The organism is Pseudomonas sp. St290 (genome assembly GCF_018325805.1).
GTDB lineage: Bacteria > Pseudomonadota > Gammaproteobacteria > Pseudomonadales > Pseudomonadaceae > Aquipseudomonas > Aquipseudomonas bijieensis.
Genome location: NZ_AP014703.1, coordinates 5,186,468 through 5,206,336, shown reverse-complemented (window position 1 = coordinate 5,206,336; position 19,869 = coordinate 5,186,468). Strand labels below are relative to the sequence as shown.

The 19,869-nt window shown below is 60.1% G+C and carries 11 protein-coding genes and 4 tRNA genes; 11 read left to right on the top strand and 4 right to left on the bottom strand.

Features of this window, described 5'->3' with window-relative positions:
* Nucleotides 1–70: 70 nt before the first annotated feature.
* The 5 genes from PBDP_RS22640 to PBDP_RS22620 all read left to right on the top strand — a co-directional run bounded on the left by PBDP_RS22640 (nucleotide 71) and on the right by PBDP_RS22620 (nucleotide 2,172).
* Nucleotides 71–1,312, top strand: coding sequence for an aspartate kinase (locus tag PBDP_RS22640; RefSeq protein ID WP_109753917.1), 1,242 nt, complete (start codon nucleotides 71–73; stop codon nucleotides 1,310–1,312).
* Between the two features lie 185 nt (nucleotides 1,313–1,497).
* Nucleotides 1,498–1,686 carry a carbon storage regulator CsrA gene (gene csrA / locus PBDP_RS22635; protein ID WP_003178872.1) on the top strand — a complete coding sequence of 63 codons (189 nt, stop codon included), beginning with the start codon at nucleotides 1,498–1,500 and terminating at the stop codon, nucleotides 1,684–1,686.
* Between the two features lie 62 nt (nucleotides 1,687–1,748).
* Nucleotides 1,749–1,839 (top strand) — tRNA-Ser (locus PBDP_RS22630).
* 107 nt (nucleotides 1,840–1,946) lie between these two features.
* Nucleotides 1,947–2,023 (top strand) — tRNA-Arg (locus PBDP_RS22625).
* A gap of 72 nt (nucleotides 2,024–2,095) precedes the next feature.
* A tRNA-Arg gene (locus PBDP_RS22620) sits at nucleotides 2,096–2,172 on the top strand.
* A 40-nt stretch (nucleotides 2,173–2,212) separates the two neighbouring features.
* On the opposite strand, the gene PBDP_RS22615 is transcribed toward PBDP_RS22620, so the two are convergent.
* A complete protein-coding gene (locus tag PBDP_RS22615; protein ID WP_212801354.1) occupies nucleotides 2,213–2,716 on the bottom strand; it encodes a cell envelope protein SmpA in 504 nt (167 codons plus the stop codon).
* Between the two features lie 333 nt (nucleotides 2,717–3,049).
* Between PBDP_RS22615 and mgtE the strand changes: the two genes are divergently transcribed.
* Entirely contained in the window at nucleotides 3,050–4,492 is a 1,443-nt protein-coding gene (mgtE, locus tag PBDP_RS22610; protein WP_109753919.1) for a magnesium transporter, read from the top strand.
* A 61-nt stretch (nucleotides 4,493–4,553) separates the two neighbouring features.
* Here mgtE and PBDP_RS22605 read toward each other — a convergent pair whose 3' ends face one another.
* The 3 genes from PBDP_RS22605 to PBDP_RS22595 all read right to left on the bottom strand — a co-directional run bounded on the left by PBDP_RS22605 (nucleotide 4,554) and on the right by PBDP_RS22595 (nucleotide 6,538).
* Complete coding sequence (locus PBDP_RS22605; RefSeq protein ID WP_212801353.1) at nucleotides 4,554–5,162, bottom strand: LysE family translocator; 609 nt, start codon at nucleotides 5,160–5,162, stop codon at nucleotides 4,554–4,556.
* Between the two features lie 71 nt (nucleotides 5,163–5,233).
* Nucleotides 5,234–6,043: an AraC family transcriptional regulator gene (locus tag PBDP_RS22600; protein WP_212801352.1), complete on the bottom strand. Its 810-nt coding sequence runs from the start codon at nucleotides 6,041–6,043 to the stop codon at nucleotides 5,234–5,236.
* Between the two features lie 168 nt (nucleotides 6,044–6,211).
* Nucleotides 6,212–6,538 (bottom strand): Arc family DNA-binding protein, encoded by a 327-nt coding sequence (locus tag PBDP_RS22595; protein ID WP_109753922.1) that lies wholly within the window; start codon nucleotides 6,536–6,538, stop codon nucleotides 6,212–6,214.
* Nucleotides 6,539–7,062: 524 nt separating this feature from the next.
* Between PBDP_RS22595 and PBDP_RS22590 the strand changes: the two genes are divergently transcribed.
* The 5 genes from PBDP_RS22590 (at nucleotide 7,063) to PBDP_RS22570 (ending at nucleotide 19,812) form a co-directional block, all read left to right on the top strand.
* Nucleotides 7,063–7,139 (top strand) — tRNA-Arg (locus PBDP_RS22590).
* 460 nt (nucleotides 7,140–7,599) lie between these two features.
* Nucleotides 7,600–9,261, top strand: a complete 1,662-nt coding sequence (locus PBDP_RS22585; protein ID WP_212801351.1) for a ShlB/FhaC/HecB family hemolysin secretion/activation protein — start codon at nucleotides 7,600–7,602, stop codon at nucleotides 9,259–9,261.
* A gap of 9 nt (nucleotides 9,262–9,270) precedes the next feature.
* Nucleotides 9,271–9,789 carry a toxin-activating lysine-acyltransferase gene (locus PBDP_RS22580; RefSeq protein ID WP_116833268.1) on the top strand — a complete coding sequence of 173 codons (519 nt, stop codon included), beginning with the start codon at nucleotides 9,271–9,273 and terminating at the stop codon, nucleotides 9,787–9,789.
* A gap of 45 nt (nucleotides 9,790–9,834) precedes the next feature.
* A complete protein-coding gene (locus PBDP_RS22575; RefSeq protein WP_212801350.1) occupies nucleotides 9,835–18,912 on the top strand; it encodes a two-partner secretion domain-containing protein in 9,078 nt (3,025 codons plus the stop codon).
* Nucleotides 18,913–19,812: a PoNe immunity protein domain-containing protein gene (locus PBDP_RS22570; RefSeq protein WP_212801349.1), complete on the top strand. Its 900-nt coding sequence runs from the start codon at nucleotides 18,913–18,915 to the stop codon at nucleotides 19,810–19,812.
* Nucleotides 19,813–19,869 lie beyond the last annotated feature (57 nt).

Here is a 19,869-nt window from a genome sequence, read left to right as displayed (position 1 = left end):
GGTCTAGTCACGAGCCTGATCGCTGTTGAGTGATTATTGGGCGCCCTTCATGGGCAGAGGCGGCTTTGAAATGGCTTTGATCGTACAGAAATTTGGAGGCACCTCGGTCGGCAGTGTCGAGAGAATCGAACAGGTCGCCGACAAGGTTAAGAAATTCCGTGATGCGGGCGATGACCTGGTGGTTGTGCTGTCGGCAATGAGCGGCGAGACCAACCGTCTGATCGATCTGGCCAAGCAAATCAGCGGCGACCAGCAACCGGTCCCGCGTGAGCTGGACGTGATCGTTTCCACCGGCGAGCAGGTGACCATCGCCTTGCTGGCCATGGCGCTGATCAAGCGTGGCGTGCCGGCGGTGTCCTACACCGGCAACCAGGTGCGTATCCTGACGGACAGCGCGCACAACAAAGCGCGTATTCTGCAGATCGACGACCAGAAGATTCGCAGCGACCTGAAGGCTGGCCGTGTAGTGGTCGTCGCCGGTTTCCAGGGCGTGGACGAGCACGGCAACATCACCACCCTTGGCCGTGGCGGTTCCGATACCACTGGCGTGGCACTGGCGGCGGCCCTCAAGGCCGACGAATGCCAGATCTACACCGATGTGGATGGTGTCTACACCACTGACCCGCGGGTAGTGCCTGTGGCTCAGCGCCTGGACAAGATCACCTTCGAAGAGATGCTGGAAATGGCCAGTCTCGGTTCCAAGGTGCTGCAGATCCGGGCGGTCGAATTCGCTGGCAAGTACAACGTTCCGCTGCGCGTTCTGCACAGCTTCAAAGAGGGTCCGGGCACCCTCATTACTATCGATGAAGAGGAATCCATGGAACAGCCGATCATTTCCGGCATCGCTTTCAACCGCGATGAAGCCAAGCTGACCATCCGTGGCGTGCCAGACACCCCCGGCGTGGCGTTCAAGATTCTCGGCCCGATCAGTGCCGCGAACATCGAAGTCGACATGATCGTGCAGAACGTCGCGCACGATAACACCACTGACTTTACCTTCACCGTGCACCGCAACGACTACCAGTCTGCCGAAGCGATCCTGAAAAAAACCGCTGGCGAGATCGGTGCCCGGGAAGTGGTGGGCGATACCAAGATCGCCAAGGTTTCGATCGTTGGTGTCGGCATGCGCTCCCACGCAGGCGTGGCCAGCCGTATGTTCGAATCCCTGGCCAAGGAAAGCATCAACATCCAGATGATCTCTACCTCGGAAATCAAGGTTTCCGTGGTGATCGAAGAGAAGTACCTGGAACTGGCCGTGCGTGCCCTGCACACGGCTTTCGAACTCGACGCAGCCGCCCGACAGGGCGAGTAAAGCGTTGTCTTGAGGGCGCGGCTGGACCGCGCCCTTTGTTTTTCTGAATAGCGCGTCCCAAAACTGTTCTTTTGCCCGCGCTGGTCAATACTAGGCCTGTAGGCTTCGACCGTTTCGGTTGTAGGTCCAATGCCTCTTTTTTTGCAGACTGTTGTCCCTTAAGTGAATTGCGTGAGGAGAAAAGTATGCTGATTCTGACCCGTCGGTGTGCAGAAAGCCTGATTATTGGCGATGGCGAAATCACCGTGACCGTGCTCGGCGTCAAAGGAAACCAAGTGCGTATCGGCGTCAACGCCCCGAAAGAGGTTGCTGTACACCGCGAGGAAATTTACCTGCGTATCAAGAAAGAGAAGGACGACGAACCAAGCCATTAATTTTTATCGATTTTTATGTTTGCAAACGGGGATGAAGGTGGTTAATATACGCCCCGTGTTGCGGAGAGCTGGCCGAGTGGCCGAAGGCGCTCCCCTGCTAAGGGAGTACACCTCAAAAGGGTGTCGGGGGTTCGAATCCCCCGTTCTCCGCCATTATTCGTTTAGTGCGTCAAAACCTGGCTTGATCGGTAAGTGATTGAAATTACTGAAAAAAGCGCTTTACAAAAGGAATTGACGACCTATAATGCGCGGCAACAAATGCACTCGTAGCTCAGCTGGATAGAGTACTCGGCTACGAACCGAGCGGTCACAGGTTCGAATCCTGTCGAGTGCACCATTTAAGAGTTTTTTGCAGCAATGCAAATAACTTGGCTTCAACCAGTTGTGATCTGGTATAAAACCACAACTTGCACTCGTAGCTCAGCTGGATAGAGTACTCGGCTACGAACCGAGCGGTCACAGGTTCGAATCCTGTCGAGTGCACCATATACCAAAAAGCCCGCGTTTAACGCGGGCTTTTTGCTGTCTACGATTTGCCTTTCACACATCCGCTCTCATCAAACACGACCTCTGCGCTGCGACCTTTCTTCGCCTTGTAGGTGTACCGTGTGCTCGAATTGCGAATCTTGATTGAGTCTGGCTTGCCCAGGGCGCTCTCTACGTCCTGTTGGCTCATACCGGCGATGATTCGTCGGTCGAGGATGGCATCGCGGCGTTGCCTGGCGTCGATGAGGTTCCCGCAGTGGTCCTGGAACTGGCCAACGACGGTCGGTTCCCTGCGGGTGGTTTTGTTGCTGGATGTTTGCCCACGCTCCGCTTCGGGCAGCATCGCCTCGATCGTCGGTTCGGTCGAACCTGGGCGATACGGATGGATCTGTTGTAGTGACAGGGCTTCCCCCGCGCCGCAGCTCAGGGTCGTGAATGTAACGTGCCCTGCGATATTTTCGCAGCGATGCACGGTCTGCCCGGCAGCCCACAACGGCAGGCAGGGTAGGCAGGCGAGCAGGAACAGGTAGTGGTTGAGGTGCATCCGGTCGTCCTCCTTGACGGTGCAGAAGAGAAGGGTAGTCGCTGCATTTGTGCCGGAGCGTGTGTTTTCTTTTCCGGATAAGTCGTCGTAAAGGGACAGGTTCAGCCTATGTTCAGGTTTGTCTCGCAAGCGCTTGTTCTTGCCATGATTTTTTAACGTTTTACAGCGTCAAGACAGCATCAAGCGGTGTATGATTGCGCCCGTCAGCCCCGCCGGGGCTTTGGAATATCTCCATGGACTTACCCAGTAGTTACTCAATATCTAGTTTTGCCAATCATGAATTAACTGATTGATCCTTCCGGCGTGCTCCACTGCTGGGAGTGGAGTTCGCCTATGACCCAAGTAGAAGTAAAAAAAACGCAGGAAAGCCTTCAGGATCGTCTCGCTCAAGTCGTTGAGCTGCTGCAGCGCCAGCGGGTCGTCGAAGACCTGACGCATCGCCAGGAAGGTCCGCATCATGATCGGGTCGAGAACCTGGTCCACCGGCAGAATCTCGTCGAGTTGCAACGCAAGCTCGATGATCTTCACTCCGCCGACGTTGCCTACATTCTTGAAGCCTTGCCACTGGAAGAGCGTCTGACGGTCTGGCAGTTGGTCAAGGCCGATCGCGACGGTGACATCCTGCTCGAAGTGTCGGACTCGGTTCGGGAAACCCTGATCGCCGACATGGATGATCACGAGTTGCTGGCGGCGGCCAAGGAAATGGACGCCGACGAGCTCGCCGACCTTGCGCCCGAACTGCCACGGGACGTTGTCCACGAACTGATGGAAGCCCTCGACGGCCAGCAACGTGAGCGTGTGCGCTCGGCGTTGTCCTATGACGAGGAGCAGGTCGGTGCGCTGATGGACTTCGAGATGGTGACGATCCGCGAGGATGTCAGCCTTGAAGTGGTCTTGCGCTACCTGCGGCGCCTCAAGGAGCTGCCCGGCCATACCGACAAGCTTTTCGTGGTCGACTACGACGGCGTGCTCAAGGGTGTGCTGCCCATCAAGCGTCTGCTCGTCAATGACCCGGAAAAGCAGGTGGCTGAGGTCATGGCCAGCGATCCGGTGAGTTTTCACCCGGACGAAGATGCCTACGATGCAGCCCAGGCGTTCGAACGTTATGACTTGATTTCGGCACCGGTGGTCGACAAGAACGGCAAGCTGATCGGCCGTCTGACCATCGATGAAATGGTCGACTTGATTCGTGAGGAAAGTGAAAGCGAAGTCCTCAACATGGCCGGTCTGCGCGAAGAAGAAGATATCTTCGCCTCGGTCTGGAAATCCCTGCGTAACCGCTGGGCCTGGTTGGCGATCAACCTGATTACAGCCTTTGTTGCCTCTCGGGTCATTGGCCTGTTCGAGGGCTCCATCGAGAAACTGGTGGCGCTGGCGGCGCTGATGCCCATCGTCGCCGGTATTGGCGGCAACTCCGGCAACCAGACCATCACCATGATCGTCCGCGCCATGGCGCTGGACCAGGTCAGTACCGGCAATACGTCGCGATTGATGCGCAAGGAACTGGTGGTCGCCCTGATCAATGGTGTGATCTGGGGGGGCGTGATCGGTGTAGTGGCTTACCTGCTTTATGGTAGCTGGTCGCTGGGCGTGGTCATGACCGCCGCAATGACGCTCAACCTGTTGTTGGCGGCATTGATGGGGGTGTTGATTCCCATGACCCTGGCCCGCATGGGGCGTGACCCTGCCATGGGCGCCAGTGTAATGATCACCGCCATGACGGACAGTGGTGGGTTCTTCATTTTCCTGGGGTTGGCGACGATTTTCCTGCTCTGAGTCGTTCATTCAGAAACCCGCCTGTTTGGCGGGTTTTTTATTGCGCGGAATTTTCTGCGTCTCAATGCATCAATGCCAGTCGTGCAGCCAGCAACACAAAGGCTGACGAGAAGATGCGGCGCATCCACTGCAACACGGATGGACGCTCCAGAACATGGTGGCGCATCGATGCGCAGAACACGCCATAGATGACGAAGATGGCAAAGGTGATTGCCATGAAAATGAAGCTCAGTTGCAGCATGCGCCACGTGGCATTCGTCTCTCCTGGCGTGAGGAATTGCGGTAGAAAAGCGAGGAAGAAAATCGACAGCTTTGGATTCAGCAGATTGAGCAGGATGCCCGAACAAATCACCGCGCCATTCGAGGGCGGCGTTTTGTTTGGGTCAATGTGCAAGGCTCCATGGCTCTGGAGCGTGCTCCATGCCATCCACAGCAGATAAGTGACGCCAAGATACTTGATGATCTCGAAGGCCAATGGGCTGGCGTGCAGCAGTGCGGCGAGGCCCGTGATGGCTGCCAGCATGTGGGGCACGACCCCCAGGGTGCAACTGAATGCGGCTACCACGCTCGCGCGCCAGCCTCGGGCCAGGCCGGCCGCTACCGTATAGACTACGCCAGTGCCAGGCGAAGCGGCCATGATCAGGGATGTGGCAAAAAATTCGAGGTCCATGCGACGCTGCTCTTGGAGTCATGAAGTCTCCAGCCTGTCTGCGATGGCGAGGGGTGTCTTGAACGAAATTGCTAGTGGCTTTGCCGGGCGTACATACCTGGTGAAAATCCAAAGCTGCGCACGAAGCATCGAGTCATATGGCTCTGATCTGCGAAACCGCTGGCAAGGGACGCATCGGCCAGCGACATGCCCGCAGCGATCAACTGCCGTGCGCGCTGGATACGTCGTTGCAGTAGATAGGCGTGAGGGGGGAGTCCGGTCAGGCGGGTGAAGGCGCGCACGAGTTGAAAGCGGCTTAGGTCTGCTTCCTTGGCCAGCAACGCAAGCGACATAGGCGACTGCGGGTCGTCGTCGATCATGGTTTTCGCACGGTTTGCCGCGATACCTGGCGTCGGCGATATCGGCACGGGTTGATCCAGTAAATGTTCGAGCAGAAGCGAAAGCGTTTCATCTATCTTCATTTGGTCGCCAAACTCTTCGGCTTGGGCGATTGTTCGGTACAAGGTGCGGAATAATTCGGCCGCACGCCGGCTTTTCAGTACCGGATAAGCGAACTCGTGGGCGCATATACCCCCATCGTCCGTCATATCCTTGAATGCTTGGGTAATGAGCAGCGGGTCGAAATACAGCATCTGCCAGCGGCGCGTTCCTTCTCCAATGGGGGCTCCGTCGTGCACTTCGGCCGGATTGACCGATATAAGCTCGCCAGCAATCGCTTGCACAGGGCCTCGGCCGCTGGCAGAGCGTTGCGCCCCACGCAAAAGCAAGCCAATGCCGAAATGTTCGTGCATGTGCCGGACAAATGTTCGATCCGAATCGGCCTCGACGATTTCCACGCCCAGCCCTGCAATTCTTCTTACCTTGAATGCGTGACCTGCCATACAGGCCTCCCAGCCCGTGCTTTTAGCGGATCAATTTAGCACCGCTGCCATCTATCGGCAGCAGTGTGGGTGGGGAGTGACTCTGATGAGCGCTAGAAATGAAGGTATGGGCCAAACCCCAGGCAAAAAAAAGCCAGCACAAGGCTGGCTTGAGTGTTTTCTGTGTGATCAGGTCGCGTCTGCGGCCATTTCCACGTCATGGGCTATCAGCGAAACAAGGGCGTTCTGCTGGCGATGGGAGAGTTGTCGGAAGCGTTGAAGCAGCTCACGCTCATGCAACGACAGCTCCGGGCTGTCCAGGCGCATGCTCAACTCTTCACCCAACGCGCCTTCCTGAATAAGGCTTTGCTCAAGGCGCGCGATGATTTCAGAGTTCATGCTGCGGTGATGATTGCGAGCCACTTCGGCAATGCGTTCCCGCATTCCGTCTGGCAGACGTACGACGAATTTGTCAGCCGTACGGCTGGAATAAATTGCCTGTTTCAATGGGCGCATATATTTAACCGGTTAGTTCAGGGGAGCGGTTCTCGGGATTGGCCGCAGGATGTCGATAGGACAAGCTCCATTGCCAAATGTTCAACCTGAATTGTTAAGAGGCCCGCATCATGCCTCAAAATTGCCAGATCATTGGCGCCAATTCTGTGACAAATTCTGATCCGGGTAAAGGCGTTATGCCAGTACCCTTCATCAAAAAATGCGGACTGGTTGGTAAAAATCAACAGGTCCGCATCTGTGACCGTCGGATTGTGTCTATGTGCCATACCGTCTGGCGGATAACGGAAATGGACAAAAACGCGTGCCGTCCCTGTCTTGTACAGGATAGTGGCAAATGGCCGATTTACTAGGATAAGTGAGCCAGGACAGATGAATGGCGGCCAAACTTGGCGTTCACGGACGGTCAGCCTTACAGGGAGTACCATTTGCCTACACTTAAAAAGCCATGGGCGACATGACAAACGCAGGGTAGGTCGTTAACATGCACGCCGTCCTACGCACCGCGTCTCTTGTGGTCAATTCGTGTCTCAGTAGCTCAATTGGATAGAGCATCCCCCTCCTAAGGGGAAGGTTGGCAGTTCGAACCTGCCCTGGGACACCATTATAAACAGTGGGTTAGCGAAATCATCGCTGACTTTTCCGGTTTGCATCCCTATCTACCGCACGATCAACCTAGGCCTGAGCGCGATGTTCAGTCCAGGCACCGCCATTTCTCCCCCTTAGCTGTGACCGATTGCCCATTTCTAGCCATTTGTATCGAGGATATTTCGGTAATGCGAAACTTTCTCCCCCCTTTGCTATCTGACCGTCTCGGTACGTTGTAGGACTTTTCCTTCGTTTTCGACGGAATCCGTACCTCTTTTTTATCTGTGTCAGCGCCAATGCCGCGTCCGGTGGGCCTGACTCATTGTGTTTTTTGATTCAGGCCACAAGGATGTGACATGCGCCCAGCCGCACCCTGCCGATCGCGTAAACCGAGCAGCGCCTCTCGCCGCGTTGACAGAACCCGTTCATCTGCCCAAAACGCCAAGCGCCTCGCGCTGCTGTTGATGGCGGCATGGATGACGGGCGCGTGGAGTGCGGCACAGGCGGCCGGGCCTGAAGAAGAACTGCTGCGCCAGCAAGAGCGAGAACGGGTTTTGCGCGATCAGTTGGAGTCCCGGCCCGACGTGCGCCTGCAGGCAGCACCCGTGGATGAGGGCGCCGATCGCTTGCCCGCCAAGGAAAGTCCCTGCTTTGCCATCAATGACATCCGCCTGATCGGCGAGGCGTCGGAAAAATTCCAGTGGGCGTTGCGCGCCGCCAATCCCAAGGATGATCCCGCCATCGGTCGTTGTCTCGGTGGCGAAGGGATCAACCTGACGATGAAGCGCATGCAGAACGCGATCATCGAGGCCGGCTACGTCACCACTCGCGTGCTCGCCGAAGCCCAGGACTTGAACAGCGGGGTCCTGGTCTTGACCTTGATGCCCGGGCGCATTCGCGAGATTCGTTTCGAGGAGGGCACCAGTTCCCGCGCCAATGCCTGGAACGCGATGCCGGCCAATCCTGGCGATCTGCTCAACTTGCGCGACATCGAGCAGGCGCTGGAAAACTTCAAGCGTGTGCCCACCGCCGAGGCCGATATCAAGATCGCCCCGGCCCGTGCCGCCGACGCCAAACCCGGTGAGAGCGACGTGGTGATCGCCTGGAGCCAGCGGTTCCCCGCCCGTGTGAGCCTGTCGGTGGACAACTCGGGCAGCAAGACCACGGGGAAATACCAGGGCAACGTGTCGCTGTCCTTGGACAACCTGCTGTCGCTCAACGATTTGTTCTACGCCAGCGTCAACCATGACCTGGGCGGTGGCGAGTCGGGGCACCGCGGCTCCGATGGCAGCACCCTGCATTATTCGTTGCCGTTCGGCTACTGGCAGTTGGGGTTCACCAGCAGCGAATACAACTATGAACAATCTGTCGCTGGCGCCAACCAGACCTATCAATACCGAGGCGAGAGTCGCAACAACGAGTTGCGTCTGTCCCGTCTGCTTTACCGCGACGCCGTACGCAAGACCACCGCCTGGGGCAGCCTGTGGACGCGCTCGTCGGAGAATTTCATCGACGACACCGAAATCGGCAACCAGAAACGGCGCATGGCCGGCTGGCAATTGGGGCTGGACCATCGGGAGTTCATAGGCGCTTCGATTCTTGACCTGGGCGTCGCCTATCGTCGTGGCACGGGTGCCCATGACTCGCTCAAGGCCCCCGAGGAAGATTTTGATGCCGGCACGTCACGCTCGCAGATCATCACCGCCGACGCCCAGTTACAGGTGCCGTTCCAGGTCGGCGATCAGCGACTGCGCTACATCGGCGGCTGGCGCGCGCAATGGAACCGTACGCCGCTGGTGCCCCAGGATCGTTTCTCCATTGGCGGGCGCTACAGCGTGCGGGGCTTCGATGGTGAAAACATTCTTTCCGCCGACCGTGGCTGGACCCTGCGCAACGAAATCGGCCTGTCCCTGGGGCAAACCGGCCAGGAGCTCTACACCGGTATCGACTATGGCGAAGTCAGCGGCCAGGCCAGTGAGTTCCTGATCGGCCAGCGCCTGGCAGGAGCCGTGGTGGGTATACGCGGCGGTTACAAGGGCCTGTCCTATGACTGGTCGGTGGGTACGCCGTTGAAGAAACCCGATGGTTTCGAGACGGCCAACGTGACCAGCGCCTTCACCGTCATCTGGTCATTCTGAGGTGATCCCATGCAATTCGAGACGCTAGACATTATCGCCCCTGGCCTGATCGATGAACCCTGGAGCGAGGCCGCGGTATTCGGTTCCGCCACCTGGTTGTGGATGCACTCCAAGGCCCATCGCGATGCGCCGTTGCACACCTTGCCGACGCTGCTGTTGCCGGCGCTCAAGCATCGCCAGTTCGTGCTCGGCTCTGAACACGGCAAGCCGGTGTTCTACCTGTCCTGGCTCAACCTCGACGAGGCGGCAGAGCGACGTTACCTGCGCCAGTCGCCGCTGGCGCTGACGCAGGACGACTGGAACAGCGGCGAGCGTCTCTGGCTCAACGACTGGGTTGCCCCTTTTGGCCACACAGCGGTATTGAGTCGTTTGTTGCAACGTCATCTTTTCATCGATCGCTGCGCCCGTGCCCTCTACCACCGAGGCGATGAGCGCGGCCTGCGGGTCAAGACATTCCAAGGGATCGGGGTCATTCCCGAGCAGGCCCAGGCCTGGTTTGCCGCCCACCCACTGGCAATCGAAGCGTAACTCCAACCACTGCTCGTGCGGGCTGGCTCCGCAAATGGAATTGCTATGAACAAGCATCTGTACAGAATCGTTTTCAACAAGGCCCGTGGACTGCTGATGGTCGTGGCCGAGAACGTCACCAGCCAGGTCAAGGCGCCGGGGACCCGCTCCGGTCCGTCGACGGGCGCATCGGCTTGTACGGCGACGCTCGGGGCGTTGCGCTTTGCCTTGATGACGGCGATTGGTCTGGTGTCCTTGAGCGTGGCACCGGCCTGGGCTGGAACCATCGTCGCCGACCCGGGGGCTCCAGCCGGCCAGCGACCCACCGTGATACAAAGCGCCAACGGTACGCCGCAGGTCAATATCCAGGCCCCTAGCGCCGGCGGTGTCTCGCGCAACACCTACAACCAGTTCGATGTCGATAGCCGTGGCGTGATCCTCAACAACGGCACCGGCAATAGCCAGACGAAACTGGGCGGCTGGATCGAAGGCAACCCGATGTTGGGCAATGGCAGTGCGCGGGTCATCCTTAACGAAGTCAACGCCAGCAATCCCAGTCAATTGCGCGGTTACGTCGAAGTGGCCGGCCAGCGCGCCGAAGTGGTGATCGCCAACCCGTCCGGCATCACGTGCAACGGTTGCGGCTTCATCAACGCCGACCGGGCCACCCTCAGTACTGGCCGGGCGCAGTTGGAGAACGGTCGCATCACCGGCTACACCGTGCAGGGCGGCACTATCAACATCGAAGGCAAAGGCCTGGATGCCCGTGAGAGCGACTACACGGATCTGATCGCCCGCTCGGTGCAGGTCAACGCCGGGGTGTGGGCCAACGACTTGAAGGTCACCGCCGGACGCAATCAGGTCAATGCCGACAACACCCAGGCCACGCCGCTGCCAGCCGCCGATGGGGAAAAACCCACCGTTGCCATCGACGTTGCCAAATTGGGCGGCATGTATGCAGGCAAGATCATGCTGGTGGGCACCGAATCCGGCGTCGGTGTGCGCAACGCCGGGCAGATCGGCGCCATGGCCGGTGAGGTGGTAATCAGTGCTGACGGCAAACTGCAAAACCAGGGCGCTATCAGCAGCGCAACAGCGACCCGAATCAATGCCACCAGCGTTGACAACAGCGGCACGCTCTACGCCAAGGGCGACCTGAGGCTCGACAGCGCCGGTGACATCGACAACAGCGGCACCGTTGCCAGCCAGAACAATACGACGCTGACCGCCAAGACCATTCGCAGCACCAAGACCTCGAGCCTGGCGGCCGGCGTCGGGGTGGACGGCAAACTGGGTAGCAGCGGCAACCTTGCGCTGCGGGCCACCACGGTCAAGGCGCAAGGTCAGAATCTTGCTGGCGGCGATGTCGGTATCGGTGCCGCTGACCTGGATCTGAGCGACAGCCAGACCCAGGGCCGCAACGTCACTCTGACGGCCAGCGTCGGCGATGCCAATCTCAGTGGTAGCCAAGTCGATGCGACCCAGGTGCTGACCGCAAAAGCGGCCAAGACCCTGCGCACCGATGCGGCCAAAGTCAGCGCCGGCAACCTGCAATTGAGCGCGCGGGATGTTTCCAATACCGGCGGTGAGTTGGTGCAGACGGGCACCGCCGATACGTCGATCACAGCCGTCGCCACGCTCGACAACAGCAGTGGGCGGATTGCCTCCAACGCTGGCAACGTGAAGCTTGGCGCCAATCGTCTCGACAACGGCGAGGGCAAGGTCGAGCACGCTGGCAAAGGCACCCTGGACATCCAGGCCAACCAGTTGGCCGGCAGCAAAGGCACCTTGGCGAGCAATGGCAAGTTGAGCGTCAAGGCCGGTGAGGTGGTGGTTGATGATGGCTTGACCCAAGGTCAACAGATCACGCTCGACACCACGACCTTGTCCAACCAGCGCGGACGCATTCTCCAGACTGGCGCGCAGCCAATGCAGGTCACCGCCCGTGAACGTTTTGATAACCAGGCCGGGCAAGTCAGTAGCCCCGGGGCGGTGGTCCTGAAGGTTGGTACGTTGAACAACCAGGGCGGTAAAGTCCTCGCCACCGATAACGGGGCGTTGACCGTCACTGCCGACAACGAAGTCAACAACGGCGGCGGGACGCTGGCCGCCAGCGGTACGACAAGGGTCAGCGGCGAGCTGCTGGATAACACTCAAGGCACCGTGAGTGCTGGCGGTGAGCTGCACGCAGAGTTTGACCGCTTGAACAATATCGGCGGCACGCTCGCCGCCACCCAGCGCATGGAGATCATCGCCGGCCAATTGAACAACACCAACGGTGTGCTGGGTTCGGTGAAGTCCGGGTTGCTGGTCAACGTCTCGGCCGATGCATTGAACAATAGCGGCGGGCGCCTTGAAGCGCTGGGCGATATCGATCTATCGGCCCAGGGCCTGAATAACCAGAGCGGGGTGATCAGTGGCCAGGCCCTGGACCTGGACAGCCACGGCATGCTGGTGGACAACAGCCAGGGCACGCTGAATGCCGGTGCGACCCTCGACCTGCGCAGCGGTGAATTGCGCAACGCGGCGGGCCTGATCCAGGCCAAGGGCAAGCTGTTCATCGACACTGGCAGCCAGGCGCTGAACAACCTCCAGTCGGGCACCACCCAAGGCATCAGCGGTCAGGACGCCGTCGAAATCCACAGTGCCAACTTCAACAACAGTACGGGGTTCCTCGGCGCCAAGGGTGCCCTGGTGCTCAAGACCAGCTACCTTGGTAACGGCAGCGGTGGCCAGATCATTGGCGAGAAGACCGTGTGGGTCGAAGGCGCCCGAGTGGATAACCGCGGCGGTCAGTTGCAAGGTCTCGGCGATGTCCAGTTGGTACTGGGTGAGACGCTCAACAACCAGGGTGGACTGGTGCGCAGCGCGGGGACGCTGGGCGTGAATGCCGGCGTGCTCGACAACAGCGCCACCCAAGGTACCAACCAAGGCCTCGAAGGCCGCGCCATGAGCCTGGCGCTCAACACCTTCGGCAATCAGGCTGGTGCCGTGCGCGCCGACGAAGGTTTGTCCATCGGTGTCAGCCAGTTGCTGGATAACCAGGGCGGCCTGATTTCCGCAGGGAAAGGCCTGACCATCACCGATCGTGATCCGACGCAACGTCGCCAGGCCGTGCACAACCTCGACGGGACCCTGCTCGCCGGCAGCCTGTTGTCCCTCAATGCCGCTTATTACGCGGGCACCGGTCGGGCCCTGAGCCTGGGCGACCTGACGTTCAGCCTGCAAAGTGGCCTGGACCTGAGTGGACAGATCCAGGCCAATAACAAGGTTGACCTGAGCACCGATGGGGCTTTCAACAACAGCGGAAAACTGCTGGCGGGCGGCCTGTTGCAAGTTCACTCGCAAACGCTGGACAACGCCGCCAATGGCGAGATCAGCGCCGGCCAGGTGCGCCTGACCGTCAACGACAGCCTGACCAACCGTGGCCTGATCGACGGCCAGCAGGTGCGCGTGCAAGCGTCGTCGCTCAACAACCTGGGCACGGGGCGTCTGTACGGTGATCGATTGGCGATCGCCACCTCGGCACTGAGCAACCGCGATGAGAACGGCATCGCCGCGACCATCGCCGCCCGCGAGACGCTGGACGTTGGCACCGGCACCCTGGACAACCGCGAACAGGCACTGATCTTCAGTGCCGGCGACCTCGCCATCGGCGGTGCGCTGAGCGCCACTGACAAGGCCCAGGACCGTGCTCAACTGCTGACCAACGCCAGCGCGACCATCGAGGCCCTCGGCAACCTGTCGCTCGATGTGCAAAGCGTGCGCAACACCAACGAACACTTCAGCACCCAACAGGTGGAAGTCAGCCGCACGGCCTTGCAGGAATTCCAGCTCAGCGGTTCTCCGAACCGCTACCAGGGCGACCAGATTTCCCTGCGCCACGATGAGGTCTATTACCTCAACACTCCAGAGGGCCGGAAAGACAACTGGAATCGCTACGACTACACCCGCGTAGTGCAGGAAACCCAGATCGCCACCTCGGCACCGGCGCAGATCCTTTCTGGCGGGACCATGCAGATCAATGCAGGCGATGTGCTCAATGACAAGAGCCGCATCATTGCCGGTGGGTTGTTGCAGGCCAACATTGCCAGCCTGACCAACACTGAATTGACCGGCCAGCGCACCACCACCGACAGCGGCACCGCTACGAATTTCTATCGCATCCAGCGCAAGGGCCGGGACCGTCAGGGAACGGCCGTCACCGCCTACACGCCCGCACCCTTGATCCAGGACATTACCCTGCAACCGACCGTGTTCGCCCAGAACGCCGCCGGCAATGGGACGGGCACCCAGATCGGCGCCCGCGCCACACAGGGTGTCAGCGAGCAGATAGCCGCCACAGGCACGGTCAGCGCCCCGGTTGGCAGGACCTATGAAGTGACGCCCATCGTTCAGGTCGCGGCCCAGACTACCCTGAACAGCAAAGGTGTGGCCGAGCAGATTCGCAGCGGCGGGCCATCCCTGGCATTGCCGAACAACAGCCTGTTCACCACCAGTCCCCAGACCACCAGCCGCTACCTGATCGAAACCGACCCGCGCTTTGCCAGCTATCGCACCTGGCTGTCTTCGGACTACATGTTGCAGCGCCTGCAAGTCGATCCGGCACTGACGCAACAACGTTTGGGCGACGGCTTCTACGAACAGAAATTGATTCGCGAACAGATCGCGCAACTCACCGGCAGACGTTTCCTCGATGGCTATGCCAATGACGAAGTGCAGTACCGCGCCCTGATCGACAACGCCGTGACCGTCGCCAGCCAATGGCAACTGGTCCCCGGCGTGGCCCTGACCTCTGCGCAGATGGCCCAGTTGACCAGTGACATCGTCTGGCTGGTCCAGAAGCAGGTCACCCTGGCCAACGGTGACACCCGCAATGTACTGGTGCCGCAAGTGTACGTGCGGGTCCAGGAAGGCGACCTCAATGGCTCCGGCGCCTTGATTGCCGGGCAACAGTTGAACCTGAACATCGCCGGCGACCTGGTCAACAGTGGCAGCCTGGCCGGGCGCAGCGTCATGGCGATCACCGCGCAGAACATCGAAAACCTCGGTGGGCGCATCCAGGCCGACAAGGCATCGCTCACCGCGCGGGAAAACCTCAACAACCTCGGCGGCCTGATCGGTGCCGTGGACAGCCTGTCGGTCAAGGCCGGGCAGGACATCAACGTCATCTCCAGCAGCCGTGACAGCAGCAGCGCCCAAGGCACCCGCACCAACCTGTCGCGGGTGGCCGGGCTGTTCGTCAGCGGTGCCCAGGGCACGATGGGGGTCAGTGCCGGCAACGACCTCAACCTCACCGGTGCCCAGGTGGTCAACGCTGGCAAAGGTGGCAGCACGTTGCTGGAGGCGGGCAACAACATCAACCTGGCCACCGTCGGCGAAGCGCACCAGCAAGCGCTGACCTGGAACAGCAGCAACTGGCGCAAGGACGCCAGCCAGACCGAAGTCGGCTCCCTGATCCAAGGACAGGGCGACGTGCGCTTGAGCGCGGGCCAGGACCTCAACGCCCGCGCCGGCCGTGTCACCAGCGAGCAAGGCGCGGTGTTTGCCGAGGCCAAGCGCGACGTCAACCTGACCGCCGGCCAGAACTACCAGTTCGCCGATGAAGCGCACAAGGTCAAAGGCAGCAACGGGATGTTCTCCAGCAAGACCACCACCACCCGTGACACGATCAGCCAGACCTCGGCCGAAGGCTCCACCCTGAGCGGCGAGCAGACCTATGTGCAGGCCGGTCGTGACATCAACCTCAAGGGCAGCAACGTGGTGTCCACGACCCAGACTGTCCTGGTGGCGGACAACAACGTCAACATCGAAGCGGACACTGACAGCAGCAGCGAACGCCACGACAAGTCCGTGAAGAAAAGCGGCCTGTTCAGCGGCGGTGGCATTGCCGTCACCCTGGGCACCCAGCAACAGAGCGTCAAGGACCTCACCACCGAGCATACGGCCGTGGCCAGCACCGTCGGTTCGACCGCTGGCGATGTGCTGATCGAAGCCGGCAAGGGCTATCGCCAGGTGGGCAGCCAGGTGTCGGCGCCCCAAGGCAACATCGACGTCACGGCGCAGACCATCGACGTCGTCGAGGCGCGCAACACCCGCGAGCGCGAGCGCGAGACGCTGTTCAAGCAGACCGGGTTCACCCTCACCGTGACCAACCCGGTGATCAGCGCGATCCAGACATCCCAGCAAATGAAACGGGCGTCGGAGAAAACCGACGACGGGCGCATGAAGGCCCTGGCCGCCGCCACTGCGGTGATGGCCGCCAATAATGCCGCCACCGCCGTGGCGATGGACCCGGGCGCGGCGGGCGGGATCAACATCAGCCTGTCGCTGGGCACCAAGAAGAACGAAAGCACCACCACCTACACCAGCGACAGCGCGGCCGGCTCGACCATGACCGCCGGCAACGACGTCCGCCTGCGTGCCACGGGCGCTGGAGCCGCCAGCAACATCACCGTACAAGGCAGCGATATCAAGGCCGGACGCAACGCCAGCCTGCTGGCGGACGGTGACATCAACCTGCTCGCCGCCCGCAATATCGACAAGCAGGAGACCGACAGCAAAGGCAGCAGCGCGAGCATCGGCATCGGCTTCTCCCTCGGTGCCCGTAACGGCTTCACCCTGGACCTGGGTGCATCCGGCAGTCGTGGCCAGGCGGATGGCGATGGACTCACCCATACCAATACCCATGTCCAGGCGGGCAACCAGTTGCTGCTGTCCTCCGGCGGTGACACGAACCTCAGAGGCGCGGTGGCGAGCGGCAAGCAGGTACTGGCCGATATCGGCGGTGACCTGAACATTGAAAGCCTGCAAGACACCAACACCTACGTGGTCGATGAGAAGAACCTGGGCGTTGGCATCAGCCTGTGCATTCCGCCGTTCTGCTACGGCATGAGTTCAGTCAACGGCGTCAGCGGCAGCTTCGGCGCCACGGACATCGATTCCAACTACGCCAGCGTGATCGAGCAATCGGGCATCAAGGCCGGCGACGATGGGTTCGACATCCGCGTGGGGGGCAACACCGACCTGGTCGGCGCTGTCATCGCCAGCAGCGACAAGGCCGTGCAGGATGGCAAAAATCGTCTGGTCACAGCCAGCCTCACCAGCCGCGACATCAAGAACAAGGCCGAGTACGACGCCAGCACCGTCAGCGTCGGTGGCGGTTATCGCGAAGTCGGCAAGGACCAGCAGGGCAACGCCACCAGCGGCGGCACGCAGACTCCTGGCACCGACTTGCCGAAGAACGACAACGACCTCAGCGCCACGATGCCGATCGCCATCAGTGCCAGCGACGATGCCAGCAGCGTCACCCGCAGCGGCATCAGTGGCGGCACCATCGTCATCAGCAACGACGCCGAACAACAGAAACGCACCGGCAAGAATGGCGAGCAAACCGTCGCCAGCCTCAATCGCGATGTCTCCAGCGACCGCGACACCAGCAACACCCTCAAGCCGATCTTCGACGAAGACGAAATCCGTGCCGGTTTCGAGATCGTCGGGGCGTTCTCCAACGAAGCCAGCACCTTGCTCGCCAACAAGGCCAAGGAAGTCGACCTCAAGCGCAAACAGGCCGAGGCTGACCGTGCCAAGGCACTTGACCCGAACGCCGACCTGACCGACGTCCAGCGTCTGGCCTTGCTCAACAATTCCCAGCGGCTGAATGCAGAAGCCCGCGGCATCGCCGACAAGTGGGGCGCGGGCGGCACCTACCGGCAGATCACCACCGCCCTGGTCGGCGCGGCCAGCGGCAATATCAGTGGCGGCAACAGCGCCTTCGTCCAGGGGCTGGTGGTCAATTACCTGCAACAGCAGGGCGCCGGCTACATCGGCGACCTGGTGGCGAACGGTAAACTCACCGAAGGTTCACCGCTGCACGCTGCCCTGCACGGCATTGTCGCTTGCGCGGGTGCCGCCGCCAGCAGCCAGAGCTGTGGCAGCGGCGCGGCAGGCGCGGCGGCGTCGAGCCTGCTCACCGGCCTGTTCTCCGAAGCCAGCCCCGATGAAAGCGAATCCCAGCGCGAAGCCAAGCGTAACCTGATCGTCAGCATCGTCACCGGGCTGGCCGCCACCAGCTCCTCGCTCGACCCGGCCACTGCCAACAGCGCCGCCGGTGCCGCGGTGGACAACAACTGGCTGGCGACCCAGCAGTTGGTCCAGGCCGAGAAGGAGTACAGCGAGGCCGACGGTCTCGGGGCCAAGGCGAAAGTGATCGCCAAATGGGCGTACATCAACCAGAAACAAGATGTACTGACCCGCTTCGGCGTGGGCAAAGGCCTGGTGCAGGCGGGTTGGGGCGACGTCGAGGGTTTGGCGCAATTCCTCCTCCATCCGGTGGACGGGATCAACGGCCTGAAAGCACTGATCAACGACCCCGAGGCCCGCAAGCAATTCGGCGACGGTGTGGTCAACGAACTCAACGCCAAACTCGACCGTGTTAAAGATGCCCTGGAAAACGGCGGGGATGATCGCGCCGTGCAATTGGGGCAGGACATTGGCGAGCTGGTTTGGCAGGTTGGCAGTATTGCCACGGGGGTTGGTGGGGCGGCCAAGGGTGGCGTGGCGTTGGCGAAAGCCGGGATCAAGGTGGGGACGGAAGGGCTTGAGGCGATGGCCGGCTTGGCCAAGTTCGATAAGCTGGTCGCCCGTGGTGGGCAGTTCAACCCCAACGGCACCCCGCTGATGGATTTCCGGGCGCTCACCAACGCACAGAAGAGCATCATCGGCGATGTCATGGGCGGTGAGCGGATCAAGTCACTGGTGCCGAGCGCCGAGAAAATTGGCCGGGCACCGGATATTGGCCAAACCGGTATTGATGACTTGTACAAGGTTGACAAGCCGGGCGTCGATTACCTGATAGTGGAGTACAAATTCGGCTCATCCAAGTTGAAACCGACTAAAGACGGTTTGCAGATGAGTGATGATTGGATGACGGGGACAACCACTAATTACAATCGCATTCTTGAGTCTGTGGGCGGTGATGCAGATAAGGCGGAAAGCATCCGCAGTGCCTTGCTTGCAGGTCGAGTAGAGAAATGGCTAGTCCATACCGATCCATTTGGTAATGTCTCCGTCGGGGTGCTGGACAAGGGAGGGAAATTTGTTGCAGACCCCGTCGCAACATCCAAGCTTATAGGGAGTAGGTAAATGATCCGCGCACCGCTTGGCAGCTCTGATTATTGGAGCAAGGTCAGCCACAACAACGATGGTTATATCGATAAATCTCAAAAGGCCCTTCGGGAACCAGTGGGGGCGCCTGACTACGCCCCCCAGTACGCTTTCGAGACTGCCCAAAAGCATTGGCATCAAATCCTGCGCAGGTATTCTGCTGGAGATCCGATAGCGGACCTTTCGCGTTACTTCCCCGGACTGCTTGATGCTTGGGAGGAGGCCGAGCGCCTCGGCGCGACGGTCTGGACTCAGGAGCAGCAATTCACCCGCCACAGCTGGCGTGTCAACTACGACCATTACATCACCTGCTTCTGGCTGGTGGGGTTGGGATTGGCGCTGGATATCCCAGATGACCAGTGGAAGCGGTTGTTGGCGTTGATCGGTAACGAAGGCGAGGACGTGCTACTCGACCGAATAATCGCGAGTCGCAGCCCAGAACGCAGCATAGGTTCAGGGCTTCTTTACCCGAAACCCTACGCTCGGTTGCTGACGGCGGTAGATGCTGCGGAGGATTCGCAAGCAATGCTGTTGAGTGCATTCGTCAAACATTGGTACACGGAAGTGCGTACCGGTGCCAAGTCCGGCTCTGATCCTCAGGCCGTCAGTTACAGACATCCCTATTGGTACACCTATGGCGATGAAAACTTCGAAGGCGGCGCTTATTTTGGTCGTTGGTGCGTGGAGGCCGTGGCGGCGGTCAAGGCTTTCGATATGGACGACTCACAGTGCTTGGGGCTTGAGCATTACCCAGGGGACTTATTGAGGCCCAATGGTCCGAGTACACATTCGGCGAGGCAGGAAGTTGAACCGCCTGTTGCGGTGGCTGTGGAGAATAAGGTGGGTTTTTGGTCGAAATTGTTGGGGCGTCGTGAGTGAACGCGTTTTGTGTTGATCAGTCGAGGGGGATGAAGCCTGACATCACCCTTTTTTCTG

Coding starts and splice junctions, on each gene's coding strand:
- PBDP_RS22640 (WP_109753917.1), top strand. CDS start 71: ATGGCTTTGATCGTACAGAAATTTGGAGGCACCTCGGTCGGCAGTGTC.
- csrA (WP_003178872.1), top strand. CDS start 1,498: ATGCTGATTCTGACCCGTCGGTGTGCAGAAAGCCTGATTATTGGCGAT.
- PBDP_RS22615 (WP_212801354.1), bottom strand. CDS start 2,716: ATGCACCTCAACCACTACCTGTTCCTGCTCGCCTGCCTACCCTGCCTG.
- mgtE (WP_109753919.1), top strand. CDS start 3,050: ATGACCCAAGTAGAAGTAAAAAAAACGCAGGAAAGCCTTCAGGATCGT.
- PBDP_RS22605 (WP_212801353.1), bottom strand. CDS start 5,162: ATGGACCTCGAATTTTTTGCCACATCCCTGATCATGGCCGCTTCGCCT.
- PBDP_RS22600 (WP_212801352.1), bottom strand. CDS start 6,043: ATGGCAGGTCACGCATTCAAGGTAAGAAGAATTGCAGGGCTGGGCGTG.
- PBDP_RS22595 (WP_109753922.1), bottom strand. CDS start 6,538: ATGCGCCCATTGAAACAGGCAATTTATTCCAGCCGTACGGCTGACAAA.
- PBDP_RS22585 (WP_212801351.1), top strand. CDS start 7,600: ATGACGGGCGCGTGGAGTGCGGCACAGGCGGCCGGGCCTGAAGAAGAA.
- PBDP_RS22580 (WP_116833268.1), top strand. CDS start 9,271: ATGCAATTCGAGACGCTAGACATTATCGCCCCTGGCCTGATCGATGAA.
- PBDP_RS22575 (WP_212801350.1), top strand. CDS start 9,835: ATGAACAAGCATCTGTACAGAATCGTTTTCAACAAGGCCCGTGGACTG.
- PBDP_RS22570 (WP_212801349.1), top strand. CDS start 18,913: ATGATCCGCGCACCGCTTGGCAGCTCTGATTATTGGAGCAAGGTCAGC.